This is a genomic window from Bacillus sp. AY3-1 (assembly GCF_008368785.1).
Classification (GTDB): Bacteria; Bacillota; Bacilli; order Bacillales; family Bacillaceae_G; genus Bacillus_A; species Bacillus_A wiedmannii.
Genome location: NZ_QORZ01000011.1, coordinates 22,973 through 47,920, shown reverse-complemented (window position 1 = coordinate 47,920; position 24,948 = coordinate 22,973). Strand labels below are relative to the sequence as shown.

The following is a 24,948-nucleotide window of genomic DNA, read 5'->3' as shown; positions in this document are numbered from 1 at the left end:
AAAACTACTACGCCTTCTTAATCCAAAACTTCAGCACATCAGCTTCTTCAACATGCTTTACGATGTCATGACCACCTTTATTTGCCCACGCTGGAATATCCTTAACTGACCCTTTATCCGTTACATGTACTTCTAACACTTCTCCAGTTTGTAAAGTATCCATCGCTTTTTTCGTTCTTACAATCGGCATCGGACATGCTAAACCTGTCGCATCTAATACTTGTTTTACATTCATCATCTATTCCTCCATTTTTTATTTATTTTATTATTCATGAACTGCACAACGATTTGGACCAATTTCCATTTCACGCTCTTCATCTACACTCGGATGAATCTTCCCCATATTCGTTTGACGAATTTCTTCGTAAGCATTCGGCTGAGGTGGTAAATTCTCCGTTACAACTTTACGAAACTCTCCCTCATCCTCAATATTTAGTCCTGCATTATACGCAAATAAATCTTTTAACTTTGCGCTCACAACACCATTCTCATCCATTTCACTTATTTTTGAATAATGAGCTGGTAACACAATTAAACTTTGAGATAGCTCTTTATATCGGCTATATAAAGTATTACGTAAATCACTTACCCAATCTTCAGCCTTTCCAGCAAGATCTGGACGCCCAATTGAATCTACAAATAAAATATCGCCTGATAATAAATAGGAATCATCTACAATAAATGACGTACTTCCAATCGTATGCCCCGGTGAGTATAATGCGTCAATTTCAATTTTAGTACCCCCCACCGTAATAACAGATCCTTCAACAAGTGGTTTATATGAGAACACAACTTCCTCCGCATCTTTTGGCGGCAACCAATACGTACCACCTACTTTTTCTGCTAACTTACGTCCGCCAGAAATATGGTCTGCATGTAAATGTGTATCCATTACATTCGTAATCGTAACGCCATGCTCTTTCGCAAACTCTTCGTACGCTTCAACTGTTCTTACTGCATCAATAACTGCTGCTTCACCGTTTGAAATAACCATATATGATAAGCAACCTTTTCCAAGACGGTTAAACTGATACATACTTCCGCCATCTTTTAAATCTCCCACTTTTATAGGCTTTACATATTCACTCCAAGCCTTCATACCACCAGATAAATAGTAAATATTTTCTAATCCAGCCTCTGTTAATTGCTCTGCTACAAATATAGAAGACCCTTCTTTTGCACATACTACTAAAACATCTTTATCTTTAGGTAGTTCACTGACAATATGATCTACACCCTCTAATAAATCAAAGTACGGCACATTCATTGAAGTAACTTCTTTTCCTTCAATTTTCCAATCTTCATAATCCGCCTCATTACGAACATCTAAAATAAATAACTCTCCGAATAAAACTTTCTCTGCAACATCTTTTGCTTGTAACGGTTTAGCGTTCATCTCATTACCCCCATAGGTATATTTTTATTTAAAAAATTTTATTTTTCCACATTGCCTTGCCACTCTAACATGCCTGGAATGACATTTTTCACATTTGCATAACCTTTCTCTTTCAACATGTTGCAAGCTACATCACTACGGTTACCAGTTCGGCAAACAACATAAATTTGCTTCTTCTGATCTAACGCTGCACTGTCTAATTCTCCTAACGGCACGGAAACAGCCGATGGAATATGACCAAAAGCGAATTCCGCCGCTTCACGAACATCTACTATAATACACTCTTCACCACTTAATAATATCCTCATACAATTCCGAATTCGTAATTGTATGAGGATATTTCACTATTTCATTCATTTCATGCTCATTTGCTTTTCTAACGTAATGCATCAATACATCACCTTCTTGTTTCGTCCCGATATATTGATGACCTACTTTACTCGCCCAACTTTGTATATCTACAGTAGACCCTTTATCTGTTGCCTGAACTTCAATCACTTGCCCTGACGTCAATCCTTCCATCGCCTTCTTCGTCTTTACAATCGGCATCGGACAAGCCAAACCTTTACAATCTAGATTCATATCCACTTTTATACTCATAGTCGATTCCTCCATAATTTATATACATATACCTGTAGGGGTATATTAAAATGTTTTTGAAAATCTGTCAACAATTATGTCTGACAGATTATCGGCTTTTTACAAGTAATTGAACAGCTTCTTTAATTAACTCTTCATTTGAACCATTACCGCTTTCAAACTGCTCACGCAAACATTGCTCTAAATTCGTTCCCACAACAAGTCCAATTGTACGATCAAGTGCAGAACGAGATGCCGTTAACTGTGTAATAACCTCTCGGCAATCTTTTCCTTCTTCCATCATACGAAGCACACCACGAACCTGACCTTCAATACGTTTCAATCTATTTTTCATATCTTGATTATATTCCATTCTATAATCACCTCATTACCATTATGTCACTATTTATAACCTATGACAATATATTATACCCTATAGGGTATTTTGTAAACCCCTATTTTTAATGTTTATCTTATATGTTCACAAAACAAAAAGTGAAAGCTTATGTATTAATACGCAACACGTTCTGGTAATACTGTCCCATACAATTTAAAGCCACCATCTACATTCTTTACCTTATATCCTTTTTCCATTAACATGCGCGCTGCGACATAACCTCTCATACCAAGTTGACAGGTAATATATATTTCTTTATCTACCGGTACTTCATCCAATCGATCACGTAACTCATCTAAGGGGATATTAATAGAACCTTTAATCATTCCTTGTTTGAGTTCATTAGGCTCTCGAACATCAATAAGATATCCACCATTTTCAACAATACGATCTACCTCATGCCATTGTACTGTGTCCACAAAACCATCTACTATATTACTTGCCGCATACCCCACCATGTTTACTGGGTCTTTTGCAGAAGAATAAGGCGGTGCGTATGATAATTCTAAATCAGGCAAATCAATTACAGTTAAATTTGCTTTTATTGCCGTTGCAATAACATCAATACGCTTATCTACACCATCACGCCCTAACGCCTGCGCCCCATACATTTTTCCGCTTTCTTTATTAAAAATTAATTTTATTAACACTGGCGTCGCATTCGGATAATATCCGGCATGTGAATTCGCCTGTACATGTACTACCTCATAGGGTATATTTAATCGTTTTAATATTTTCTCATTTACTCCCGTCGCAGCAACTGTTAAATCAAAAACTTTAGCTACAGAAGTTCCCATCGTACCTTTATATAACGAATCTGTATGGCCATGAATAATATCTGCTAACATGCGACCTTGACGATTAGCTGGCCACGCTAACGGAATCATCGTTTCTGTTTCTGTAACAAAATCCTTTACTTCAATCGCATCACCAATTGCATATATGTGCGGGTCCGACGTTTGAAAACTCTCATCTACCTTTATCGTTCTTCTAACTCCTAGTGCTAACCCTGCATCCTTCGCTAAACTGCTCTCTGGTTGCACACCAATTGCTAAAATAATCATATCTGTCTTTGTGATTGAACCACTTTTTAAACGTACAACAGTCCCGTGCTCTTCTAATGCATCTACACCATCTTCTAAAACAAGCTCAACATTGTGCTTTTTCATATGCTCATGCACATATGCTGCCATTTCATAATCAATTGGTGGCATTACTTGATTTGCCATCTCTACAAGAGTAACATCAATTCCTCGTTCTCTTAAGTTTTCAACCATTTCAACTCCAATAAATCCACCACCAACAACCGTCGCATGACGTGGTTTCTTCTCATCAATATACGCTTTAATGCGATCTGTATCAGGTACATTTCGTAACGTAAACATCGCCTTCGCTTCTTCAATACCTGGAATAGGTGGAACGATTGGTTTTGCCCCTGGTGAAAGAATTAAAATATCATATTCCTCGTTATATGTTTCATTTGTAGTTACATTCTTTATCGTAATTGTTTTCTCTTCTTTATTTATCTTTACCACTTCACTCAATACACGTATATCTAAATTAAAACGCTTTGACATCCTTTCAACAGTTTGTACTAATAACTTTTGTCTTTCTGTAATGACACCGCCAATATAGTATGGTAAGCCACAATTTGCAAATGAAATATATTCACCACGCTCCACCATAATAATTTCATCTTCTTCGCTTAAACGACGAAGCCTTGCAGCTACTGATGCCCCGCCGGCAACTCCACCTACTACTACAATTTTTCTAGACATATTTCAAACCTCCATATTATTTATTATTGAATTCCCTCATGTATCACATATACAAACCATATACCCTTGTGGGTATATGATAGAGTATAAAAAATTTAATTTCAATCAATATGTCTTTCTTTCACAAATTCGAAACAAATAAAAAAGAACTTAGACATCTCCAAGTTCTTTACAAATGAAGCAACCCATCGTTCCATTGCCATACTTCCTATAATCTCTTTGTAAAACTATAATCCATGTTCCCGCCTAGCGCTGCCGCTGTATCACCAGTTTCTCTAAAATCATGTGTATATATTTTTTCAAATGAACCGAAATCTACTTGCTTATAAAATTCAAAACAAGGGAAACCATCATGCTCTCCTTGAACATCAATACTGCCGTCCTTTTTCACACATACATTTAATACATAATCCACAGGAGGTGCATATACATTTAATGGATTACTTGCACTCGCACTCATTTTGAATTGCACACCGTCAGAATTCCATGTGATATTAGTACACACAATATTTTCTGTACTTGCTTTCCCTGTTCTTTTACTCACAGAACCATCTGGACTTGTAACCTTCTCGGTCGTAATACCCGTGTTCGCATATGAAAACACTTCTTCTTTATAGAAATCAATTACTACCTCTTGCTCAACTCTAGAGCGCATCGTATTTACCGCATGTGGTGTAAATTCACGCGAATCACCTTCGAATTGAATTATTTTTCCTGTTTCCATATCCTTCTTAGCTTCTGTCCAAGAAATTGGAATAAAGACACTGGCTCTAATTTTTACGATATTAGTCATAAGAAACACCTCTATAATTTTATTTTAGATACTGAATACTATTAAATAAAACAAACCATAATTTCAATCCTAAAACCAATAGATTTCTCTTTTACTTTTCTACTTCCTTCTAAAAAATAGTGCTATATTTACATTTAGACTGTCATTTTAAAGTTATATTCCATCTCTCCAGCTAGTGCTGCTGGAGTATCATTTGTTTCTCTAAAATCATGTGTATATATTAATTCAAACGAACCAAAATCTACTTGTTTATAAAATTCATAGCAAGGGAAACCATCATGTACACCTTCAACATGCACAGTACCATTTTTATTAACTCGTATAGCCAACAAATAATCAGCTGCAGGTGCTGCCGCATTTAACGGATTACTTGCACTTGCTCTCATTTTAAAGGAAACTTCATCCTCGCCCCATACGATATTAGTACATACAATGTTTTCTGTACTTGTTTCTCCTTTTTGATACTCAGTTGATCCATCTGGATTTGTAATCTTCACTGTGACGATACAAGCATCTGCACATGTGAAAATTTCTCTTTTATAAAAATCAATATTCACTTCTTGTTCTAATCTTGAACGCTTTGTGTTCACAGCGTATGGTGTAAACTCACGTGCATCTCCAGCATATTCAAACACTCTTCCTGTTGCAGGATCCTTAATAGGTTCCAGCGATGCATATGGTGCAAAGACACTCCCTCTAACTTTTACGATATTGACCATATGAAACCTCCATTGATTCTATATTATATAAATCATTATTTGTTCTACCAACACAATATAGTCAATTTGATTGACTATATTGTGTATAGTACAATAAGTATTATATATAGTCAACTTAATTGACTACAAGCGCGGAGGTTATATACATGAATCAAACATTTAACGAGTTAGATCTTACTTCACTTTTATCATTATCCTTTAGTACATTAATTACTGAGCTACATGACAGATTAAGTGAATTGGGATTTGAAGATATTAGACCAGCACATGGTTTTATGTTCAAACGCATCCTTCCTAATGGAGCAACTGGTATAGAGCTAGCTGAATATTTAGGGATTTCCAAACAAGCTATAAGTAAAATGGTGGATTCTCTTGAGAATAGTGGCTACGTTACACGTAAAACACACCCTACTGATAAAAGGGGTAAAATCATTGTTTTAACCGAACGTGGTTTAGCAGTAATGAAAGCAAAAGAAGAAATAGTAGCTGAAATAGAGCAGCGATGGATTGAAAATATAGGTACAGAACGAATGCAAATGCTAAAAGAAGATTTAACAACATTCGTTACTAAAGAAAATACAGAGAAATTATCATCAAATATACGACCTGTCTGGTAAACAAAAACTCCATATAAAAACAAATCCATTTTGATTATTCTTTTTCAAAATGGATTCGTTTTCTACAATAATATATTTATTACTCTCGTTTCATCTCTATCATTGACCCTAACTATTTGCTTCTCACCATTTGGCAAAAATATGATATAATTTCCCTTCCTCACATTCCTCCAAATAACTTTTCCTTCTTCATCCGTTCTCCCTATGGAAATCCCAATTTCTTTACTGGGCTCAGGTGATGCATCTTTCATAAGTATAATTTCAAAATCTTTTACCGGCTGTTTTTCTTTATTATTCACGTAAAAGGTTACATAATTAACAACCTTACTAAACATCTTTTCATTATTTGCTATAAAACTAAATATTATGATTATGACCAATACACAACATAAAATCCATATAAGCTTACTATATTTATTCAGAGCATTTTTTAAGATTATTAAACACATTGTCTGTTATTCGATTTCCGAAAAGACTCCCAATCTTCCCCACCATGTTTACGCCCTTCAAATGAAGGTGAAACAAGATCTTCTCCCCTTCGATCATTACTATACAAAGATTGTTCTTGAAAAAGTACACGTTCTCCCTCATTTGAAACTGATGTCCACGGTACATCTTCTGCATACACCTTCTGATTCACCAAAAATACTATACAAAAAAAGATAACAAGAACACCAAGACTATAACGAGCCAACCTACATTTTATAGAAATAAAGCTATCCAACATAACTTACCTCCTATACAAATGATAGCGAACAATTGAAGATCCCTTTATAAATTCTAGTTTTTCTTTTTTTAGAAGTCAATGTAATTAATAATGATTATCATTATTAATTACATTGACTTAACAAACTCAAACAATAATTCATATTCTTTACTCTAATTATAAATGTAATTAATAATATTATTAATTACATTGACTTAACAAACTCAAACAATAATTCATATTCTTTACTCTGCGTTCAAAAATGCGTATGAGTATAAACAACTGTTATTTGCTCAAATGGCACATGAACCCTACTTGCTACTCGTTCACGAATCATATTCGTATCTTCTACTAACATTCCAATATTATCAATACTTATAAACACAGTTTTCATTTCATCTTTTTCAAATACAAAAACTGTCCCATACATACGCTCTTCAATATTGTTTATTCCTGTCTCTCTATGGTATCCGACAAAATCAATACCTACAGGCGGCGTAATATCCACCTTACATACCCCTATTCTGCTCATTTGAATCTCTCCATTTCTCTATGTAACTCCCTTTTTTCAAGAATAGCATATTTGGCCTTGTTCCAAATAAAAAAGAACGAACATAGCATTCTATGTCCGTTCTTTTCATCACACATACTTCCGATGTACCATCTTCCCATCATAAGAAAATACTACACCCTTACTTTCCACAATAGACTCCATATGCACCGTTCTTCCCCACAGCTGATGAAGATATGGTAATACCTTTTCTAAGTATTTTAAATCAAGCTCGATCCCTTCGTAACTATGTTTAATGTATAATTCTCCGTTCTTTAAGTAGTCACCATCTTCTACTACTAAGTACGGGAAGCCACCATTTGTACGCATATTTACGAGCTGATCACGTACATGTTCCCACTCTTTATCTATTACTTTATATTCTTTTCCTTGGCGCTGGAATAAGTACATATCTTCTCTCATTACGAGGTCTTTATTTAAGTAGTTTCTTAAGAACGATACGTCCCACTCAATTTCGCGTACTTCAAAGATTTTGTCTCGACCAGATCCGGGTTTTACACCGCGTCGTTTCATTTCTTCTGTCGGGTTGTTGTAGCGCTCCTCTATATCTTCAAACATTTTAATACCGAGGTAGTATGGGTTAATGCTTGTTTTTGATGGTTGAACTACACCTGCATTAAGCTTTGCGAATTCAATCGCTTCAGAAGATGTTAAGTCCATTTCACGGAGTATGCGTTGATGCCAGAAGGAAGCCCAGCCTTCATTCATAATCTTCGTTTCAAGCTGTGGCCAGAAATATAACATTTCCTCGCGCATCATCGTTAATATGTCGCGCTGCCACTCTTCTAGCTCACGGCTATATTCTTCAATAAAGAGGAGTAAATCTTTTTCTGGCTGCGGTGGGATTTTCTTCTTTTTATGCATATTAGGTCGTTCCCTCTTTTTGTTTCGATCATCTAAATTCCATAAATCATCGTACTGTGATATCTTTTTCTTTTCTACATCCTCTTCTAAATCTCCAATACTCCAAGCAAGTTTCGGACGCATAAGCGATGGATCAATATGTTCTTGAATGGCAAGTACTGCATCCAAGAACGTTTCTACCTCTTCTCTTCCATACTTATGTTCATACGCCTTCACACGATCTGCTGTCGCTGCCATACTCTCCACCATATCGCGTTTCGTATTAGAGAAACGAATATTATTTTTGAAGAAATCACAGTGCGCTAAAACGTGCGCCACGATTAATTTATTTTGAATTAAAGAATTCGTATCTAATAAAAAGGCGTAACATGGATTAGAGTTAATAACGAGTTCATAAATTTTACTAAGTCCTAAATCGTATTGTAATTTCATTCTGAAAAATTGCTTTCCAAAACTCCAATGCGAAAACCTCGTCGGCATCCCATATGCACCAAATGTATAAATAATTTCCGCTGGACATACTTCATAACGCATCGGATAAAAATCAAGCCCAAATCCAGTCGCAATTTCCGTAATTTCCGCAATCGCATATTGCAGCGCTTTATCTTCACTTGCTCTCATTATTTTCCCTCCTTACACTTTCCCTTAAGAAAGTGTATGATGAGGAACAAGCTTTCATGAGGATTGATTGCATAATAAAAAGACATCCTCATAAAAACGAGAATGTCTCATCTATTAACCTTCAATAATCTCCATCTTCTCAGTAATCGGCGTACGAGCTTTTCCTTCTGGTGCTTTATCGAAATAGCCAAGGTGAAGAATTCCAACGATGCGTTGACCTCTTGTTAAACCAAGTCCTTCTATAAATAATGGATTGTAGTTTAATCCGCCTGATTTCCAAACGCAACCTAAGCCACGTTCCCAAGCAAGCAGTTGGAAGTTTTGCATAAATGCACATGTTGCAGCGTAATCTTCGTCGCGTTGAATTTGACGTGGATCTTCATTAATATAAACAACAATTTGTGCCGGCGTGCTTAAGAAACGATCTGATAAAATTTTGCCGCGTTTCGCTCTTTCTTCTTCTGTGAAAGAGTTTAATACTGCATCTACTAATTTTTTGCGGCCTTCTCCAATGTATAATTTACAATTCCATGGTTCACGGTGTTTATGATTCGGTGCCCACGTTGCGTCGTTTAATAGTTCAATTAATAACTCTTTATCTACAGCTTTATCTGTGAATGTACGTACAGAGCGTCTTTCTTTAATCACATTTGCGATGGAAGTATATGTAGTCATAGTCATATTTTTCTCTCCCTTATTTTCATCTATATGTATACGTTTGTTATTGATATTGATTTTCAATTTCGATTATACCCTAGTTTTTTACTATTAATCAATGTTTTATGTTGGAAAACTTCCAAAAACGTCATTTTATACTGTGAATAAAAAAACTTAGCTTGTTCACAAGTTTTTCACATTTTATGGAAATGATATGTGTACAGTTTTCCACATTATCTATCTAGGAGGAATTTACATGTACAAAAAAATCGTAGTAAGTATGACTATGGCAGCATTATTATGCGGGATATCTACCTTCCCTGCTTCCGCTGCCACGCCAAAAGAAGTAACATTCCATCATCATAAACCAATTTCAGAAGAAGAAATGCAGTCGCTCGAAAAACTCGGCTATAACAAACATGAAATTTGGAAAGCTGCCCACATTGCAAAAATGAGTAAAAAAGAAATGAAAGATGTTTTAGCTTACTATAAACAAAATAAATCTTGGGAAACAACAGCCGAGCATTTCGGTGTAGATCCAAGTAAGTTGAAAAAGCATCATATGAATAAAGAAACAAAAAAAGCACTACTGCAAGAATTAGCAAATATGCAAAAATCTACACCAGACGGACTAAAACAAAAAATGAAAGATTATAATATCGGATTACGTCAGCTCACGGTATTAACAATCATCTCTCAAAAAAGTAACACTCCTCTTGATGATGTACTAAAAATGAAAAAAGACGGAATGGATATTAAACAAATTGCAGAAAAATTAAATGTAAAAAAAGAAGATATACGAGCTGAAATGATTAAATTAGTAAAGTCTATTAAAGAAAAGAAAACAAATTAATACGCCAAAAAGGAAGAGGTATTCACTCCTCTTCCTTTTCTCTATGAACTTTCAATTTTCAAGTATAAATTCCCGTCTTTCCCAAAAACTAACACAAGTAAATGATATATGTTAGGGGTGAGAAAATGTTCGGTTTATCATCTAAGAAATCCAAAAAGACTAATACAAAAACAATTTGTTCTATTCCAGAATTTATAAAAACCATGAAAGAATCTAGCGATTTTGTCTCTTATAACGTACTTGAAGATGAAAGGTTATGCTTGTTTTATTATAAATCTGTCGTGGAAGCAATTATTATTAAACAGTTTATTTTAACTCCTATGAAAAAGGAATCAGAACATATTCAAAATATCTCTGACTTATGTAATATTGTCTCCATTGAAGATATTATTACCTCTCCCTCTATTGATGATATTCGTGAGAAATTATTAGGTGGATATATTTTAGTACGCTTAAAAAGCAATTCGAATCCCGATCAATATGCTTTAATTCGTGCCGAAAGTACTGTTTTAGGAACACGATTATATAACGATACCGAAAATGAGTATAGCGTAATTGGACCTAAAATCGGTTTCGTTGAAAACCTTGATACAAATATACACTTATTGCGCCGAAATATTGTAACGGAGCAACTCATTTTCAAAGAAGTTATCGTTGGATCTATGTCAAAAACAAAAGTAGCAGTTGCTTATATTGAAGGGGTTACAAATGAACAATTTATCAACACTGCAATACAACGACTAGAAGACATTGACTTTGATGTTCCATTTGATTCGACTATGATTGAGCAATTTATTAGTGATAATAGCAATTCCCCATTCCCTGTCCTATTACCTACAGAACGATTAGATCGAGCAGTATTTGCATTAATTAACGGGGAAGTTTTAATTTTAACAGATGGCTCTCCATATGCTTTATTAGGACCGACAACGTTACTAGATTTTTTCATTTCACCAGAAGATTATTATTTACCGTGGATGATTGGATCGTTCTTTCGCGTTATCCGTTTTTTCGGAGCTATATTTTCTCTTTTTTCCTCCGCTATTTATACAGCGGCTTTAACATATCATTATCAAATGATTCCTGCTGATTTACTAGGACCTATTATTTTCTCGAGAGCGAACGTACCTTTCCCGCCTATTCTAGAAGCACTCTTTCTAGAGATTACAATCGAATTGCTTCGTGAAGCGGGAGCACGTTTACCGACGAAAGTCGGACAAACAATTGGTATTGTTGGCGGAATTGTAATTGGGCAAGCATCAGTTGAGGCTGCTTTAACGAGCACCATCTTACTAATTGCAGTTGCTTTATCCGCTCTTGCATCTTTCACAACGCCGACTGTAAAAATGTCTTCTACTATTCGGTTGTTACGATTTCCGCTTATTCTTTTAGCTGGTGCATTTGGTGGATTAGGTCTTATTGTCGGGTTTGTGTTTATTTTAGCTCATTTAATTAAATTAAAATCACTTGGATCACCTTATTTATTACCTTTATACCCATTTCGTGGTTTAGGTACAGCGGAAGGTTTTTTCCGTTTACCGTTTAGCCAAGCTGCACAAAGGCCTTCTTTCCTTAGACCAAAATCTAAATGGCGCTATAATCCGAACAAAGCGAAGCAAAAACGTGATGGTGATAATGAATGAAAAAACTCTTATTGTTCCTTATTATAACCCTTTTTGTTCTACAAACTGGCTGTACACAAACGTATATAGTGGATACACAGCGTATTATTCATATTGCTGGATTTGACATCACAAAAAACAAAAGATTCCAAGGAACGATCTTATTTCCAGAGTATACACATGGTGTGAAATCGAAACCAGAAACTCAATCAACATCTGCCCGCTCACTTGAAACAATCGCTTCACGATTAAATGCAAAATCCCCCCACAATGTTGTTGTAGGTCAAATGCGTGTCGTTCTATTTGGAAAAGATCTAGGAGAACAAGGAATGGGGGAAATTATTACTAACTTACAACGTGACCCAAATATCGGGCGTGATGTACAACTAGCAATTGTAGATGGATCGGCTGAAGAGCTTTTAAATTATGGAAAAAAAAATGGTTCGTTATACATTGCTGATTTACTTGAACAAAATATACGAAACGAGAACATTCCACAAACCACATTAAACATTTTTTTATATAATTACTACTCTTCTGTATGTGATGCGTATGTTCCTTATATTAAAATGGACGATAATCATTCCGTGGCTGTCAAAGGACTTGCTTTTTTAAAAGGTGATAAAGTCGTTATGTATACAGATAAAAGACATTCTGTTTTAGCAAAATTACTTATTAACCCTACGAAAAATGGACGTTACGAAGCAGCGATAAAGAAGAACAAACATAAAGGTATGGTTGTCATACAAAACTTAGCTGGGGAAAGCAAGTATGATATTGATCAAACTGGTGACATACCAAAAGTAAAAATCCATTTAAAACTAAATGGATTAATTAAAAACTCCCCTAATTGGATTGATTTAAGAAAAAAAACAAATATCAATTATATAAAAAAACAAATTGAACGAAACGTTGAACAAGATTGTGAAGAATTAATAAAACAATTTCAACAAAAGAGAATTGATCCTTTAGGAATACGCGATGAAATTAGAAGCCATACGAGAAAATGGAATATAAACCAAATTCGAAATATGTACCCGAATATAGCTGTGGATATAAATTTAGATATTAACATTGTACAATCTGGAATTGGAGAATAGTGAGGTGAAATAAGCAATGCATACAATGAATAAAACAAAGACTGTCTCTCCATATTTTGCATTTGTTTTGTTACATTCTCTTCAAATTGGAATAGGAATTCTAGGATATCAACGGGTAATTTTAAAAAATGCTGGTTATGACGCTTGGATATCTCTAATCATAGCAGGTATTGCAACTCATATTGTACTGTTTTGCATGCTAAAAATGTTAGAAAAAGATGGCGATTTAATTAGCATTCATACAACGAGCTTTGGAAAATGGATCGGTTCTATATTTTCTGTAATTTTTACTCTTTATTGCTTATTATTTTGCCTTACTGTTCTTCGTACATATATGGAAGTAATACAAGTTTGGATTTTCCCTACCATTAAGTTATGGAAACTAACCTTTATGTTTTTATTAGTGACTTACTATATTATAAAGGGAGGATTTCGCTCTGTGACGGGAATATGTTTTTGGGGAGTCGTTCTTCCTATTTTCGTTGTATTCTTTTTAATTTATCCAATGAAATATGCACATTTCCGCAATATTTTACCTATGTTTACACATTCACCTTTTGACATGCTTATATCTGCAAAACACTCTGCGTTAGAGTTTCTTGGTTTTGAGACAATCTTAATCTTCTATCCATTTATTGAAAAAGGAAAATCCTTAAAAAGATGGGCTCATGCAGGTATTGCTTTTAGTACCTTAATTTATGTAGTTTTAGCCATCGTATCTTTTATGTATTATAGCGAGGGCCAATTAAATCACACGATTTGGCCTACTTTAACAATGTTAAAAATCATTAAAGTCCCTTTCATTCAACGCTTTGAATATATTATTATTTTCGTTTGGTTTTTAATTATTTTGCCAAACCTTTGTTTAACCATTTGGTCATCATGTCAAACGATGAAGCGTTCATTCCATATTCCCTTTACATTCACATTACCATTTTTTATTTTCATGGTCTTTACAGCTTCCTTATTTTTCACAAACCGAGAAAGTATCAATGTATTAAATACCGTGCTGTCTCAGGCTGGCTTATATATTGTATACGCTTATATCCCGATTTTATTTTTATTCCATTCACTACGATGGCATTTCAAAAATCAGTCGAAAAAATCTTCAACCGATACACCATAATCTCTGATACAATTTGATTAATACATTTGTAAAGGGGACAAGCGTATGAAGAAATATGTATTTTCTTTACTTGCAGTACTGAGTTTAATTCTTGCTGGTTGCGGAGCTACTAGTACAAATGAAAAAAAATCACCTGAATCAAAAGAAGAGCATGACCACGCATCGCATACTCAACAAGCTGACATTCAAGAAAAAACAAAAGGAGTCGACACACTTCCTACCTTCCTAGACAAGCTTGATCCACAAATGAAAGATATCTACACTGTCGCTGGGCAAAATGCAGAGCTATTAGATTGGATTCCATGTTACTGCGGTTGCGGTGAGAGTGTAGGACATAAAAATAATAAAAATTGCTTTATTCGTGAAATTAAAAAGAATGGTGAAGTTGTTTGGGATTCCCATGCAACGACTTGCGTCAATTGCCTAGAAATCGCAGTTGAATCTGCTTCGATGAAACAAAAAGGAAAATCAACGCTGGAAATTCGCAACTATATTGACAATAAGTATAAAGAAGGATATGGAAAACCAACACCTACGCCAATGCCAAAAGCTTAAAAACGAGGATACACCTCGTTTTTTCGTTTCATTCACTTTTTTTCTTAACAAATTCTTTCAAGTGTATTTCTCCTTACTTGTCACACACTATATATAACTCCTCAGTAAGGAGGGTACACAGTGCAAACATATAACGACTATGACAAAGCTCTCTATTACACATATAGCTGTAATTGGGATAAATTACTCGTTCTTATGGTTCAAACGAACGATCAACTATTTTCTAAGCGTATTGAACATTTTTTACACGCTTATCAATACAGTAAAGAAATGCCAGAAGTTGATAAACAATTGCAGCTCCTATTTCAATATATTGACCACGCATCCCAAAAGTCACATATAGAAGAAGTAGAGCAAATTCAAATGTAAAATATAGCGCTATTCTCTTCAGGAGAATGGCGCTTTTTTAAATATCGATATCAATAAAAGTTTTTCCTTATAAAACTTTTATTGATAAACATATTTTTTCTTTCTTTTCTGTGCCACTTCATACTATAATTTAGTATGTAACTATTATAAGAGAGGTATAAAATATGGGACGAGAAAAAAAGCAAGAATATGCTTTACTTACCGCATGGGGAGCTTCTTTTATCGCTACACTAGGAAGTCTTTATTTTTCCGAAATCATGAAATTTGAGCCTTGTGTACTTTGTTGGTATCAACGTATTATTATGTATCCATTCGTTTTATGGCTTGGTATCGCTGTAGCAAAGAAAGATTATCGCATCGCAAGTTATTCTTTACCAATTGCAAGTATTGGTGCTTGTATTTCTTTATATCACTATGCAATTCAAAAAGTCGCTGCATTTTCAGCAGCTGGGGCAGCTTGCGGCCGTGTACCTTGCACCGGAGAATTCATAAACTGGTTTGGTTTTATTACAATCCCGTTTTTAGCACTTATCGGCTTTATTACAATCGCTGTTTGTAGTTTTATTGTAATAAAAAACAAATAAGGAGATGAACAAATGAAAAAAATGCTTATATTTGGTGGTATTATTATCGCCTTGTTTGTAGCAATTTTCGCTGTCACACAAATAGAAGAAAAAAATGCTACTAGTCAAAAAATTGATAATCCTACTGATAGTAAGACCAATGGCCCTGACTACTACACAAATAAAATCTCTCTTTCAGATCTTCAAAAGAATTTAAAAGAGAAAAAAGAAGAAACAGTATACTTTTATCAAACATCTTGCGTTCATTGTCAAAAGCTATCTCCTGTCGTAGTACCAATGGCTAAAGATTTGAACGTCGATATGAAAGTTATGGATATTGAAAAACTAGATGTTCCTTGGGATGAATATAAAATTAAAGGAACTCCAACAATCATTCACTTTAAAGATGGCAAAGAAGTAAGCCGTATTAGTGGTGAACAGCCGAAAGACAAATTAAAAGAATGGCTTGAGCAAACGAAGAAATAACGAGAAAAGGAAACTCCTTCTACACATGAAATGGGCGTAAAGTCCCAAACTAATGTATAAGGAGGGGGTTTTATGCCAGAAGTGAAATGCTCTGTTTCCAATTGCTCATTTTGGGGACAAGGTAACTTTTGTCAAGCTAGTGCAATCATTGTTCAACCAGATGCACAAGAAACTGGTTCGGATACAAATGATTCATATACAAGCGCGGTTTTAACAAACGAGACGCTAGAAAGTTCTGTAACAACGAGTGTAGAGACTTGTTGTCATACATTTAAGCCAAAATATTAAACAAAAAAAGCATACGAGTACTCGTATGCTTTTTTACATTCCTCTCCAAAAATCATGCATGATAAAAAAGTACAAAATAACGAGAACAACTGTCCCACATAAGGTAATGCGCCGATATATACTCTTCTCTCCTTCTCTTGCTTTCACAAATGCCCAAATAAATCCGAAGAACAATATTAAATCAACATATGGAACATAAAAAGAAAAAACGAGAAACGCATACAAATACACGATGAATAAACAGGTCGTTACTAAGAAAATTTTAAAAGCAAATTCACTTTTCATAATGTAACCGTCCCCCTATCTGTACTGTATTATATTCAGCAAAATACAATAGTTGCAGTTAAACTCGAAGTAGAAATAAGCTACCGTCTATAATACGGTAGCCTATAACGGAACATTATATTTCCGTTTATATATATTACTTAAAACCGAAGAAGGAATTTGCTCATAACGAATTTTTTCTCCTGTTTCATCCACAATATACAAATTGTTTCCTATATAATATATTCCATCTTTTCGTTTTGAATACACTGGATATCTTTCGTTTGGCAATACCGTTTTCACTTTTGTTAACTGCCCATTTGGTTCTTGCCAATATATATCGGCACGGTCTACTAACGTAAGCATGCCAATTTGCTCTTCTTCTACTTTACGACCATTCCAGCTCACAACGCGGTAACCAAGCTTATTCGCTTCATATTCGGGGCTCGTATGAAAGCGAGAAATGATCACTTTTGTTTGCAATTGGACTCGGTCATATAACCATTGTATATCCCTGTCATGCATGCGAATACAGCCATTCGATTCTCGGCTTCCAATCGTCCATTCCCGATTTGTTCCATGAATCGCGTACTCCTTTTTATCCAAACCTAACCAACGCGTACCGAGAGGATTATTCGGTGCACCCCCAGCTATTTTTTTTCGATGATATTCTTTATTTTTAAATTTAGTTATAATACAAAAACTACCTTCAGGCGTAGGTGTACGGTCTCTTCCAGTTGTTACGGGGAATGTCTTTGTATAATTTCCATTTTCAAAAAAAGATAATTGGTTTGTCGTAAGATTCACTAATATTAGATGATCTGTATCAGCAAAAGCACTAACCGGTAGGATGAAAAATAATAGTATGACGAAACATAATTTTTTCATCTATATCCCTCCCCTAGCGCTCAATATAATAAGTGGAATTAGCTTTACTTTGCTCTTATAAATGAAAACTATCCATTTACAATAACGCCCCCATTTACATGTATCATTTGTCCGGTAACATAGGATGAATCGCCAGACGCTAAGTATACGTATGCTGGCGCTAATTCATATGGTTGACCAGGTCTTTGCATCGGGACATTGCTTCCAAACTGAGAGACTTTCTTCTCATCAAAGCTTGACGGGATAAGTGGTGTCCAAATTGGTCCCGGCGCAACACCATTTACACGAATTCCTCTTTGCACTAACGACTGAGAAAGTGATCTTGTAAAAGCTACGATTGCTCCTTTCGTTGCCGAGTAATCAATTAACGTTTCATTTCCTTCATATGCAACGATAGACGCCGTGTTTATAATGACATCGCCTTGCTTTAAATGAGAAAGTGCTGCTTTCGTAACGTGAAAATAAGAAAAAATATTAATACGAAACGTCTTTTCTAGCTGTTCTGCTGTAATATACTCTAGCCCTTGCTGTGGATATTGCTGCGCGACATTATTTACTAAAACATGTAAACTACCTAGCTGCCGGACGGTCTCTTCTACAATATCTTTACAATGTTGTTCATTACTTAAATCACCCGGCAACAATACACACTTTACCCCTTCTTTCTCAACATGTTGTTTCGTCTCATTTGCATCTCCATCTTCATCTAAATACGCAATCGCAATATTCGCTCCCTCTTTCGCAAAAGCGATGGAAACAGCTCGTCCAATCCCACTATCCCCTCCTGTAATTAATACATTCTTTCCTTTTAACTTTTCGCTTCCTTTATAATTTGCATCTTCAAACTGGGGAAGTGGATTCATTAATGATTCAACACCGGGCTGTTTATTTTGATGTTGGGCTGGCATTGTTACAAAGTTTTTTTGCTGTGGCATATCTTCTTTCAACTCCTTTTCCTTATAATATGCGCACAATAAAAACTGAAATTCACACGTCGTTTTACGATTAATATTCGAATTTAAGACACAAAATATGAATTGTTGTAAACTTTTTATGCAAAACTATTGCAAAATAGTTAAAAAACGAATATTATATATAACTGTTGTGAAAATTATTCGTAAACAGAAAGGATGTTTATATGTTTAACCTTTCAAAACATAAAACTTCTATTAAAACTGAAATTATGGCAGGTATTATTACCTTCTTAACAATGGCATATATCATTGTCGTAAACCCTGTCATCCTTGGGGATGCAGGAGTTCCATTTGAACAAGCATTTACAGCAACAATTATCGCTGCTGTTGTCGGAACATTATTTATGGCGATCTTTACAAACTTACCAATCGCAATTGCACCAGGTATGGGATTAAATGCTTACTTCTCTTACTCTGTTGTAAAAGCTCATGAAGGCATGACTTTCGCAATTGCATTCTCTGCTGTATTCGTGGCAGGTATGATTTTAATTTTGTTATCATTCACATCTTTCCGTACAAAATTAATGGAAGCAATTCCTGAAAACTTAAAGCATGCAATTACTGCTGGTATCGGTCTTTTCATCGCCTTTATCGGTTTACGTTTGACAGGTATCGTTACAAAAAACGATGCAAACTTAGTTGGACTTGGTGATCTTCACTCCGCTCCAGTATTACTAGCATTAGCTGGACTTGGAATTACAATTGTCCTTATGTCTTTAAATGTAAATGGTGCACTATTTATCGGCATGCTATTAACTGGTATTATCGCTTACTTCACAGGACAATTATCGTTCTCAAACGGTGTTACATCAATGCCGGGATTACCAGAAGGAATTATCGTTTCAAATCCAATTACTGCTGTATCTGATGTAATTAACTACGGATTATACGGCGTTGTATTTTCATTCTTCCTTGTTACATTATTCGATACAACAGGTACATTACTTGGTGTAGCTCAACAAGGTGGATTTATGAAAGACGGAAAACTTCCAAAAGCTGGACGAGCTCTTCTATCTGACTCATTCTCAGCAACAATCGGTTCTATGTTCGGAACAACACCATCAACAGCTTACATCGAATCATCTGCTGGTGTTGCAGCTGGTGGTCGTACTGGGTTAACAACTGTTACAGTAGCTGTTCTATTCGCACTAGCAGCATTCTTCGGACCATTAGTAAGTGCCGTTTCTGGTGTATCAGCTATTACTGCACCATCATTAATTATCGTTGGTAGTCTTATGATGGGTTCAGTTCGCCACATCGATTGGGACGCATTTGATGAAGCATTCCCAGCATTCTTAGTAATCTTAAGCATGCCACTTACATCAAGTATCGCAACAGGTATCGCACTTGGATTTATTTCATACCCACTTATGAAAGTGGCAAAAGGTAAATTCCGTGCTGTTCACCCACTTGTGTATGTATTCGGAATCTTGTTCGCTTATCAATTAATTTTCTTACCACATTAAAATCCCTCATAAAGAGGGATTTTTTCATAAATAAAAAAGTAGAGCATCGAATTCGATGCTCTACTTTCCTTTTGCAACAATCATACGAAAGTCTTCTCCACAGCCTAATTATTATTGTTGCAAGAACGCCTGTAAATCTACAAATTGTCTCTTTGCATCTTCATAGCCTTGCTCATATAAATTTTGTAGTTTTGCTGTATCTTTTTCCATACGATCTACTTGAAGCGGCACTTCTGGACGAATAACAAATAAGTTCCCAGCTTGCTCTTCTTTTTCAATGTAGTGAAGTGTTTCATTATATACTTCATAACGATTCAACATCGTGTTAACAAGTTTCGGATATTTTTTATAAGCTTTCGATGCAATCCAGCCAAATTTTGATTTTTTCTTCGCATAACCATGGTTTCTCGTCAAGATAACGACTGATTTTTTAAACCCATCTTCCTGTGCTTTACGAACTGGAATCGGATCAGAAATCCCGCCATCTAACAATTGCTTACCTCGGTAATTTACTACTGGTGCAATGAAAGGTAATGAACTAGATGCTTGTAATAAATTTAGTGCATCATCATTCGTTCCTTCTTTTTCAAAATAAATAGACCTTCCTGTTTCACAATCCGTCGTCCCTACAAGGAAACGCTCTGGGCTATTAAAGTATGTTTCAAAATCAAACGGTACATGCTTTTCTGGAATCTCATGAAAAATGAAATCCATATCAAATAGCTGACGTTTTCTCCATAAGTTTTTATATGATAAATATTGTGGGTGTGATGCATAATCAATATTGACCGTTTTATTTCTATTTCTTTGTCTGGAAAGATACGACGCTGCATGACAAGCACCAGCTGATACACCGATTACATATGGAAAATATAAATCTTGTTCCATAAAGTATTCTAATATCCCGCCCGTATATACACCACGCATACCGCCGCCTTCTAATACTAATCCCGTATTTTCAAGCATGTTATTCTCTCCTCTTTATATATTGACTCTTTAAATATTCACTATGTTAAGTATCTTTCTCTATTATATATGAGTTTTTTTAGAAATTATATTCAAAAGGCTTGAAATAAAGGAGTTTTTTCTTCCAATTATATTTCAAAATGTTTGGAGACATCCTTTATAAACCTTTGAATAAAATCTTGCTCTTCTTTCGTATATCCATCTAACAGTAGCAGCCACTTTTCTTCAGCTTGTTTATGCAATTTATCATGAGCTTTATATATTTCATTTCCGCTTTCTGTTAAGCGAAAGAAAATTTCTTTTTGATTATCTAACATTTGCATCTTCTCAACGAATTGCTTTTGAAACAACTTTGTACAAATTTTAGAGATTGCACCCTTTGTCATCCCCATTTCTGTCGTAATAGCAGTTACATTCATCAGAGCATTTTTTCCGATACACTCGATCACATGTAGTTCAGATAAAGACATACCACTTATACCTGTTTCACGAAGAAACTTCTCATTTTGCCCTTTCAAATGTTCTTCTTTTTTATGCAAAAGTGTACGAATGTCCGAAAGTATTTCCACTTGTTTCATTGTACGTTCCAATCCGTTCGCCCCCTAGGTTTCCAAAGAAACAATTTAACTATATACCATTTTAAAATCATTTTTTCATATTTACAAGTGAGAAAATTATGTTAAAATAAATTTAGTTTCCAAGGAAACTAAATTACAAGGAGGTTAACATAATGGAAAAATCCAAACTACATTTCATTTTATACGTTGTCTGTATGAGTGCCTTACTCGGTTCCTTCGCTCAAAATATTTACACACCTATTTTGCCTATGATTCAAGATTCTTTTCACACTTCTCTTTATCTTATAAATTTAACAGTTTCACTTTTCACATTCGTTCTTGCAATTATGCAGCTCATATATGGACCTTTAATTGATACAAAAGGGAGAAAATCTATCCTTATCCCTAGTTTAATCATTAGTACAATTGGTTCAATCGGATGTGCTTTTTCGGCGAACATTTATTTATTTCTATTTTTTAGGGCTATTCAAGCTATAGGAATAGCGGCTATACCTGTAGTCGCGGCAACAATTATAGGCGATTTATTTGAAGGAAAAGAACGTGGAGAAGCAATGAGCCTTTATCAAATGTTACTTGCTCTCGCACCTGCGATTGGCCCTCTCATTGGTGGTTATCTCGGCAGTATAAATGGCCACGTATCCGTATTTCTGTTTTTATCTACACTTGGCATTCTCTTATTAATTATAAACATTTCACTACTTCCAGAAACAAAACCAACTGTAATTAAGCAACCGCAAGCAAAAAAGAAGTACTCGTTTATCTTAAAAAATAAAACTGGATTTTCTATTACTCTTATTGGCTTTATTCAATTTTGTATTTACTTTTGCTTCCTCGTTTTTTTACCGAGTATTTTAACAAATTTATTTCACTTAACTATAAGTAAAATTGGTCTTATATTTGTACCAATGTCCCTTTCCATCATGTTAGGAAGTTATTGCTACAAGTTTTTGCAAAAACGCCTCACGACAAAGCCAGCTTTATTCATCACTAGTTTCTTCAATATTATATGTGTCACTTTATTCTCTTTCACATATAGCATCAATATCTCATTCATCATTATCGTTACATCTTTATACGGTTTTAGTATGGGACTTTCTATGCCAACTCACACTACTTTATTAACGGAGGAATTCGTACAAGAACGCGCAACAGCCATCGGTATGTACAACTTCATCCGCTATCTCGGTATGGGCACAGGGCCACTTGTAGGTGGATTTCTTGTATTTAATCAAAATTACTTTTGGATTTTCTTCCTAGGTGCAATTACATTTCTATTTATCATTTTATGCGCAATGAAAATGCTACGTTTTCAGGCTGTACAAAAAGCAAAATAGAGACCTATAGATGGTCTCTATTCTAAACTCTTTGATCTGCAACGATATGAATATCAATATACTTCGTTTCTCTCATAATTTCATTTACAATTGAACCTTTTCGTATTTCTTCCCAACGTGTTCTTGCCGATTGCCCGAGTAAAATTTGTGTTACTTGTAGTCTTTTCGCGACTTCAATAATAACATCCGCTGGCTTTCTTCCTTTTGCCTCTTCTAAAACAAAACTCGCATCAAATTGATTCGTTAGCAACTTCCACTCTTCAATCGTTTGCTTTTTCCCTGCTGAAAGGGACTCTATATTTTCTCTTTCAACATTTAATACATACAATTCAGCGTTTAACCGATCCGCCATGCGCCATCCCCGTCTTATTAATTTCTCTGCTGTTGAACTGTATTGTACACAAACGAGAATTTTTTCTTTTACACCAATCGGTTCTATAACGGTTTGACTAATTTTCTCGTCCATATCATCTGCCACTTCACGAAGCGATAATTCTCTTAGTGCCCCTAAATTATTAAGTGTAAAGAAATTTTGTAAGCTTTGCTCTATTTTTTCTTCCTTATATATCTTTCCGTCTATTAATCTCTTCCTTAATACTTCCGGCGTTGCATCAACGAGCTGAATTTCATTTGCTTTTTGTAAAATAAAATCTGGAATACGTTCTCGCACTTTAACATTCGTAATTTGAGCTACAATGTCATGTACGCTTTCTAAATGTTGAATATTAAACGCTGATAATACGGATATACCAGCATCTAGCAATTCCTGTACGTCCATATAACGTTTCTTATTTTTAGATCCAGGAATATTACTATGCGCAAGTTCATCCACAACAACTACTTGCGGTGCACGTTTTATAATTCCTTCCACATCGAGTTCATAAAATACTTTCTCTTTATAATCTATTTCTTTTAAAGGAACCTTTTCTAAATCAGCAATTGCGTCTTCCGTCTCTTTTCTCCCGTGTGTTTCAATTAAACCAATTACAATATCCATACCGTCCTTTTTCATCTCTCTAGCATCAAGTAGCATTTTATAACTTTTCCCTACTCCTGGAGCTGCTCCTACATATAGCTTTAACTTCCCGCGGTTTTGCTGACGAATATATTCTAAATATTCCTCTGGCGTTCGTCTTTGAAACGTCGGTTTATAGTCATCTGCATACAAAACAATCGCAACCTTTCTTTCGAAACAACACTACCTCAATCCGTTAGATTGAGGTAGCACTGTTACTATTTCAGTAGTTTCTGCAATTCTAAATTTAACTTTAAAACGTTTACGCGGTTCTCTCCAAATAAGCCAAGTGCCGCACCTTCCGTTTGATCTTTAATCAATTGATCTAACGTTTCTTTCGGAATTTTCGTTATTTTCGAGATACGCTCTACCTGTACAGAAGCTGCCTTCGGACTAATATCAGGATCAAGCCCTGAACCTGAATTCGTCACTAGATCAATCGGCACTTCTGTTACCGGAACAGTTGGGTTTTGTTTCTTCAATTCTTCAATACTTTTCTCTACTCGCTTCTCTAAATCTGGATTAGACGGTGCATAGTTATTTGAACCAGATGCTTCTGCCTTATATTCAATACTAGAAACACGTCCATGAAAATAACGTGGATCCGTGAAATTTTGACCGATTAATTTAGAACCAATCACTTCATTTTTATCATTATATATTAGACTTCCATCCGCATTATCCTTCATTACTGCTTGTGCAATACCAGTAACAATAAGCGGGTATACAAGGCCGCACAACACTATAAATGTAAAAGTAATACGGACAATCGGTGATAGTATACTTTGTTTCTTCGCCATCTT

At 35.1% G+C, this 24,948-nt stretch carries 28 protein-coding genes and 3 pseudogenes; 12 read left to right on the top strand and 19 right to left on the bottom strand.

The window, feature by feature from the left end; translation table 11 throughout:
* Positions 1–7: 7 nt before the first annotated feature.
* From DN389_RS07560 to DN389_RS07530, 7 genes and pseudogenes are all read right to left on the bottom strand, one after another.
* Positions 8–238 carry a sulfurtransferase TusA family protein gene (locus DN389_RS07560; RefSeq protein ID WP_002006967.1) on the bottom strand — a complete coding sequence of 77 codons (231 nt, stop codon included), beginning with the start codon at positions 236–238 and terminating at the stop codon, positions 8–10.
* A gap of 27 nt (positions 239–265) precedes the next feature.
* The gene (locus DN389_RS07555) at positions 266–1,396 is read right to left on the bottom strand and encodes an MBL fold metallo-hydrolase (protein ID WP_149236980.1); all 1,131 of its coding nucleotides are present in this window, start codon (positions 1,394–1,396) and stop codon (positions 266–268) included.
* Between the two features lie 38 nt (positions 1,397–1,434).
* Positions 1,435–1,996, bottom strand: a pseudogene (locus tag DN389_RS07550) (sulfurtransferase TusA family protein).
* Positions 1,997–2,084: 88 nt separating this feature from the next.
* A complete protein-coding gene (locus tag DN389_RS07545; RefSeq protein ID WP_000456206.1) occupies positions 2,085–2,348 on the bottom strand; it encodes a metal-sensitive transcriptional regulator in 264 nt (87 codons plus the stop codon).
* A 137-nt stretch (positions 2,349–2,485) separates the two neighbouring features.
* A complete protein-coding gene (gene cdr, locus DN389_RS07540) occupies positions 2,486–4,150 on the bottom strand; it encodes a CoA-disulfide reductase (protein ID WP_098190515.1) in 1,665 nt (554 codons plus the stop codon).
* Between the two features lie 208 nt (positions 4,151–4,358).
* Positions 4,359–4,943 carry a DUF3238 domain-containing protein gene (locus DN389_RS07535; RefSeq protein WP_098190514.1) on the bottom strand — a complete coding sequence of 195 codons (585 nt, stop codon included), beginning with the start codon at positions 4,941–4,943 and terminating at the stop codon, positions 4,359–4,361.
* 134 nt (positions 4,944–5,077) lie between these two features.
* A complete protein-coding gene (locus DN389_RS07530; RefSeq protein ID WP_149236979.1) occupies positions 5,078–5,662 on the bottom strand; it encodes a DUF3238 domain-containing protein in 585 nt (194 codons plus the stop codon).
* Positions 5,663–5,808: 146 nt separating this feature from the next.
* On the opposite strand from DN389_RS07530, the gene DN389_RS07525 reads away from it, so the two are divergent.
* Positions 5,809–6,279: a MarR family winged helix-turn-helix transcriptional regulator gene (locus tag DN389_RS07525; protein WP_046960273.1), complete on the top strand. Its 471-nt coding sequence runs from the start codon at positions 5,809–5,811 to the stop codon at positions 6,277–6,279.
* 62 nt (positions 6,280–6,341) lie between these two features.
* Here DN389_RS07525 and DN389_RS07520 read toward each other — a convergent pair whose 3' ends face one another.
* The 5 genes and pseudogenes from DN389_RS07520 to DN389_RS07500 form a co-directional block, all read right to left on the bottom strand.
* The gene (locus DN389_RS07520; protein WP_098190512.1) at positions 6,342–6,728 is read right to left on the bottom strand and encodes a DUF2606 family protein; all 387 of its coding nucleotides are present in this window, start codon (positions 6,726–6,728) and stop codon (positions 6,342–6,344) included.
* Between the two features lie 5 nt (positions 6,729–6,733).
* Positions 6,734–7,006, bottom strand: a pseudogene (locus DN389_RS07515) (trypsin-like serine peptidase); the annotation flags it as partial.
* Between the two features lie 241 nt (positions 7,007–7,247).
* A pseudogene (locus DN389_RS07510) lies at positions 7,248–7,517 on the bottom strand (neutral/alkaline non-lysosomal ceramidase N-terminal domain-containing protein); the annotation flags it as partial.
* A gap of 108 nt (positions 7,518–7,625) precedes the next feature.
* Positions 7,626–9,041, bottom strand: coding sequence for a stage V sporulation protein SpoVR (gene spoVR, locus DN389_RS07505; RefSeq protein ID WP_001202728.1), 1,416 nt, complete (start codon positions 9,039–9,041; stop codon positions 7,626–7,628).
* Positions 9,042–9,155: 114 nt separating this feature from the next.
* On the bottom strand, positions 9,156–9,716 hold the full coding sequence (locus DN389_RS07500; RefSeq protein ID WP_000214808.1) for a nitroreductase family protein: 561 nt from the start codon (positions 9,714–9,716) through the stop codon (positions 9,156–9,158).
* A 238-nt stretch (positions 9,717–9,954) separates the two neighbouring features.
* On the opposite strand from DN389_RS07500, the gene DN389_RS07495 reads away from it, so the two are divergent.
* The 9 genes from DN389_RS07495 to DN389_RS07455 all read left to right on the top strand — a co-directional run bounded on the left by DN389_RS07495 (position 9,955) and on the right by DN389_RS07455 (position 16,660).
* A complete protein-coding gene (locus DN389_RS07495) occupies positions 9,955–10,551 on the top strand; it encodes a hypothetical protein (RefSeq protein ID WP_060487582.1) in 597 nt (198 codons plus the stop codon).
* Between the two features lie 125 nt (positions 10,552–10,676).
* The gene (locus DN389_RS07490) at positions 10,677–12,194 is read left to right on the top strand and encodes a spore germination protein (RefSeq protein ID WP_149236978.1); all 1,518 of its coding nucleotides are present in this window, start codon (positions 10,677–10,679) and stop codon (positions 12,192–12,194) included.
* Complete coding sequence (locus DN389_RS07485) at positions 12,191–13,273, top strand: Ger(x)C family spore germination protein (protein WP_098802941.1); 1,083 nt, start codon at positions 12,191–12,193, stop codon at positions 13,271–13,273. Before DN389_RS07490 ends, DN389_RS07485 begins: the two co-directional genes overlap by 4 nt.
* Before the next feature lie 16 nt (positions 13,274–13,289).
* On the top strand, positions 13,290–14,399 hold the full coding sequence (locus tag DN389_RS07480) for a GerAB/ArcD/ProY family transporter (RefSeq protein ID WP_098802942.1): 1,110 nt from the start codon (positions 13,290–13,292) through the stop codon (positions 14,397–14,399).
* Between the two features lie 45 nt (positions 14,400–14,444).
* The gene (locus DN389_RS07475; protein WP_000761012.1) at positions 14,445–14,954 is read left to right on the top strand and encodes a PCYCGC domain-containing protein; all 510 of its coding nucleotides are present in this window, start codon (positions 14,445–14,447) and stop codon (positions 14,952–14,954) included.
* A 120-nt stretch (positions 14,955–15,074) separates the two neighbouring features.
* Positions 15,075–15,323 (top strand): YhdB family protein, encoded by a 249-nt coding sequence (locus tag DN389_RS07470; RefSeq protein WP_001195461.1) that lies wholly within the window; start codon positions 15,075–15,077, stop codon positions 15,321–15,323.
* A 164-nt stretch (positions 15,324–15,487) separates the two neighbouring features.
* Positions 15,488–15,907 carry a disulfide formation protein C gene (locus DN389_RS07465; protein WP_000532270.1) on the top strand — a complete coding sequence of 140 codons (420 nt, stop codon included), beginning with the start codon at positions 15,488–15,490 and terminating at the stop codon, positions 15,905–15,907.
* Between the two features lie 12 nt (positions 15,908–15,919).
* Complete coding sequence (locus DN389_RS07460; protein WP_098190507.1) at positions 15,920–16,372, top strand: thioredoxin family protein; 453 nt, start codon at positions 15,920–15,922, stop codon at positions 16,370–16,372.
* Positions 16,373–16,444: 72 nt separating this feature from the next.
* Complete coding sequence (locus DN389_RS07455) at positions 16,445–16,660, top strand: DUF1540 domain-containing protein (protein ID WP_001115398.1); 216 nt, start codon at positions 16,445–16,447, stop codon at positions 16,658–16,660.
* A 33-nt stretch (positions 16,661–16,693) separates the two neighbouring features.
* Here the strand turns inward: DN389_RS07455 and DN389_RS07450 are convergent, their stop codons facing one another.
* The 3 genes from DN389_RS07450 to DN389_RS07440 form a co-directional block, all read right to left on the bottom strand.
* Positions 16,694–16,945, bottom strand: a complete 252-nt coding sequence (locus tag DN389_RS07450) for a hypothetical protein (protein WP_000834190.1) — start codon at positions 16,943–16,945, stop codon at positions 16,694–16,696.
* Positions 16,946–17,047: 102 nt separating this feature from the next.
* Positions 17,048–17,812 carry a L,D-transpeptidase gene (locus DN389_RS07445; protein ID WP_046960268.1) on the bottom strand — a complete coding sequence of 255 codons (765 nt, stop codon included), beginning with the start codon at positions 17,810–17,812 and terminating at the stop codon, positions 17,048–17,050.
* A 68-nt stretch (positions 17,813–17,880) separates the two neighbouring features.
* The gene (locus tag DN389_RS07440) at positions 17,881–18,747 is read right to left on the bottom strand and encodes an SDR family oxidoreductase (RefSeq protein WP_098190506.1); all 867 of its coding nucleotides are present in this window, start codon (positions 18,745–18,747) and stop codon (positions 17,881–17,883) included.
* Positions 18,748–18,950: 203 nt separating this feature from the next.
* Between DN389_RS07440 and DN389_RS07435 the strand changes: the two genes are divergently transcribed.
* Positions 18,951–20,252, top strand: a complete 1,302-nt coding sequence (locus DN389_RS07435; RefSeq protein WP_088121330.1) for an NCS2 family permease — start codon at positions 18,951–18,953, stop codon at positions 20,250–20,252.
* 111 nt (positions 20,253–20,363) lie between these two features.
* Here the strand turns inward: DN389_RS07435 and DN389_RS07430 are convergent, their stop codons facing one another.
* Entirely contained in the window at positions 20,364–21,218 is an 855-nt protein-coding gene (locus DN389_RS07430; protein WP_098190505.1) for a patatin-like phospholipase family protein, read from the bottom strand.
* Between the two features lie 128 nt (positions 21,219–21,346).
* Positions 21,347–21,796 (bottom strand): MarR family transcriptional regulator, encoded by a 450-nt coding sequence (locus tag DN389_RS07425; protein ID WP_370512815.1) that lies wholly within the window; start codon positions 21,794–21,796, stop codon positions 21,347–21,349.
* A gap of 152 nt (positions 21,797–21,948) precedes the next feature.
* Here DN389_RS07425 and DN389_RS07420 point away from each other — a divergent pair, with 152 nt between their 5' ends.
* Entirely contained in the window at positions 21,949–23,130 is a 1,182-nt protein-coding gene (locus DN389_RS07420) for an MFS transporter (RefSeq protein WP_098190504.1), read from the top strand.
* Between the two features lie 22 nt (positions 23,131–23,152).
* Here the strand turns inward: DN389_RS07420 and kdpDN are convergent, their stop codons facing one another.
* Together kdpDN and kdpC are read right to left on the bottom strand one after the other, a co-directional pair.
* The gene (gene kdpDN, locus DN389_RS07415) at positions 23,153–24,304 is read right to left on the bottom strand and encodes a KdpD-like non-kinase potassium sensor (RefSeq protein ID WP_098190503.1); all 1,152 of its coding nucleotides are present in this window, start codon (positions 24,302–24,304) and stop codon (positions 23,153–23,155) included.
* 59 nt (positions 24,305–24,363) lie between these two features.
* Positions 24,364–24,945: a K(+)-transporting ATPase subunit C gene (kdpC, locus tag DN389_RS07410; protein ID WP_088082142.1), complete on the bottom strand. Its 582-nt coding sequence runs from the start codon at positions 24,943–24,945 to the stop codon at positions 24,364–24,366.
* Positions 24,946–24,948 lie beyond the last annotated feature (3 nt).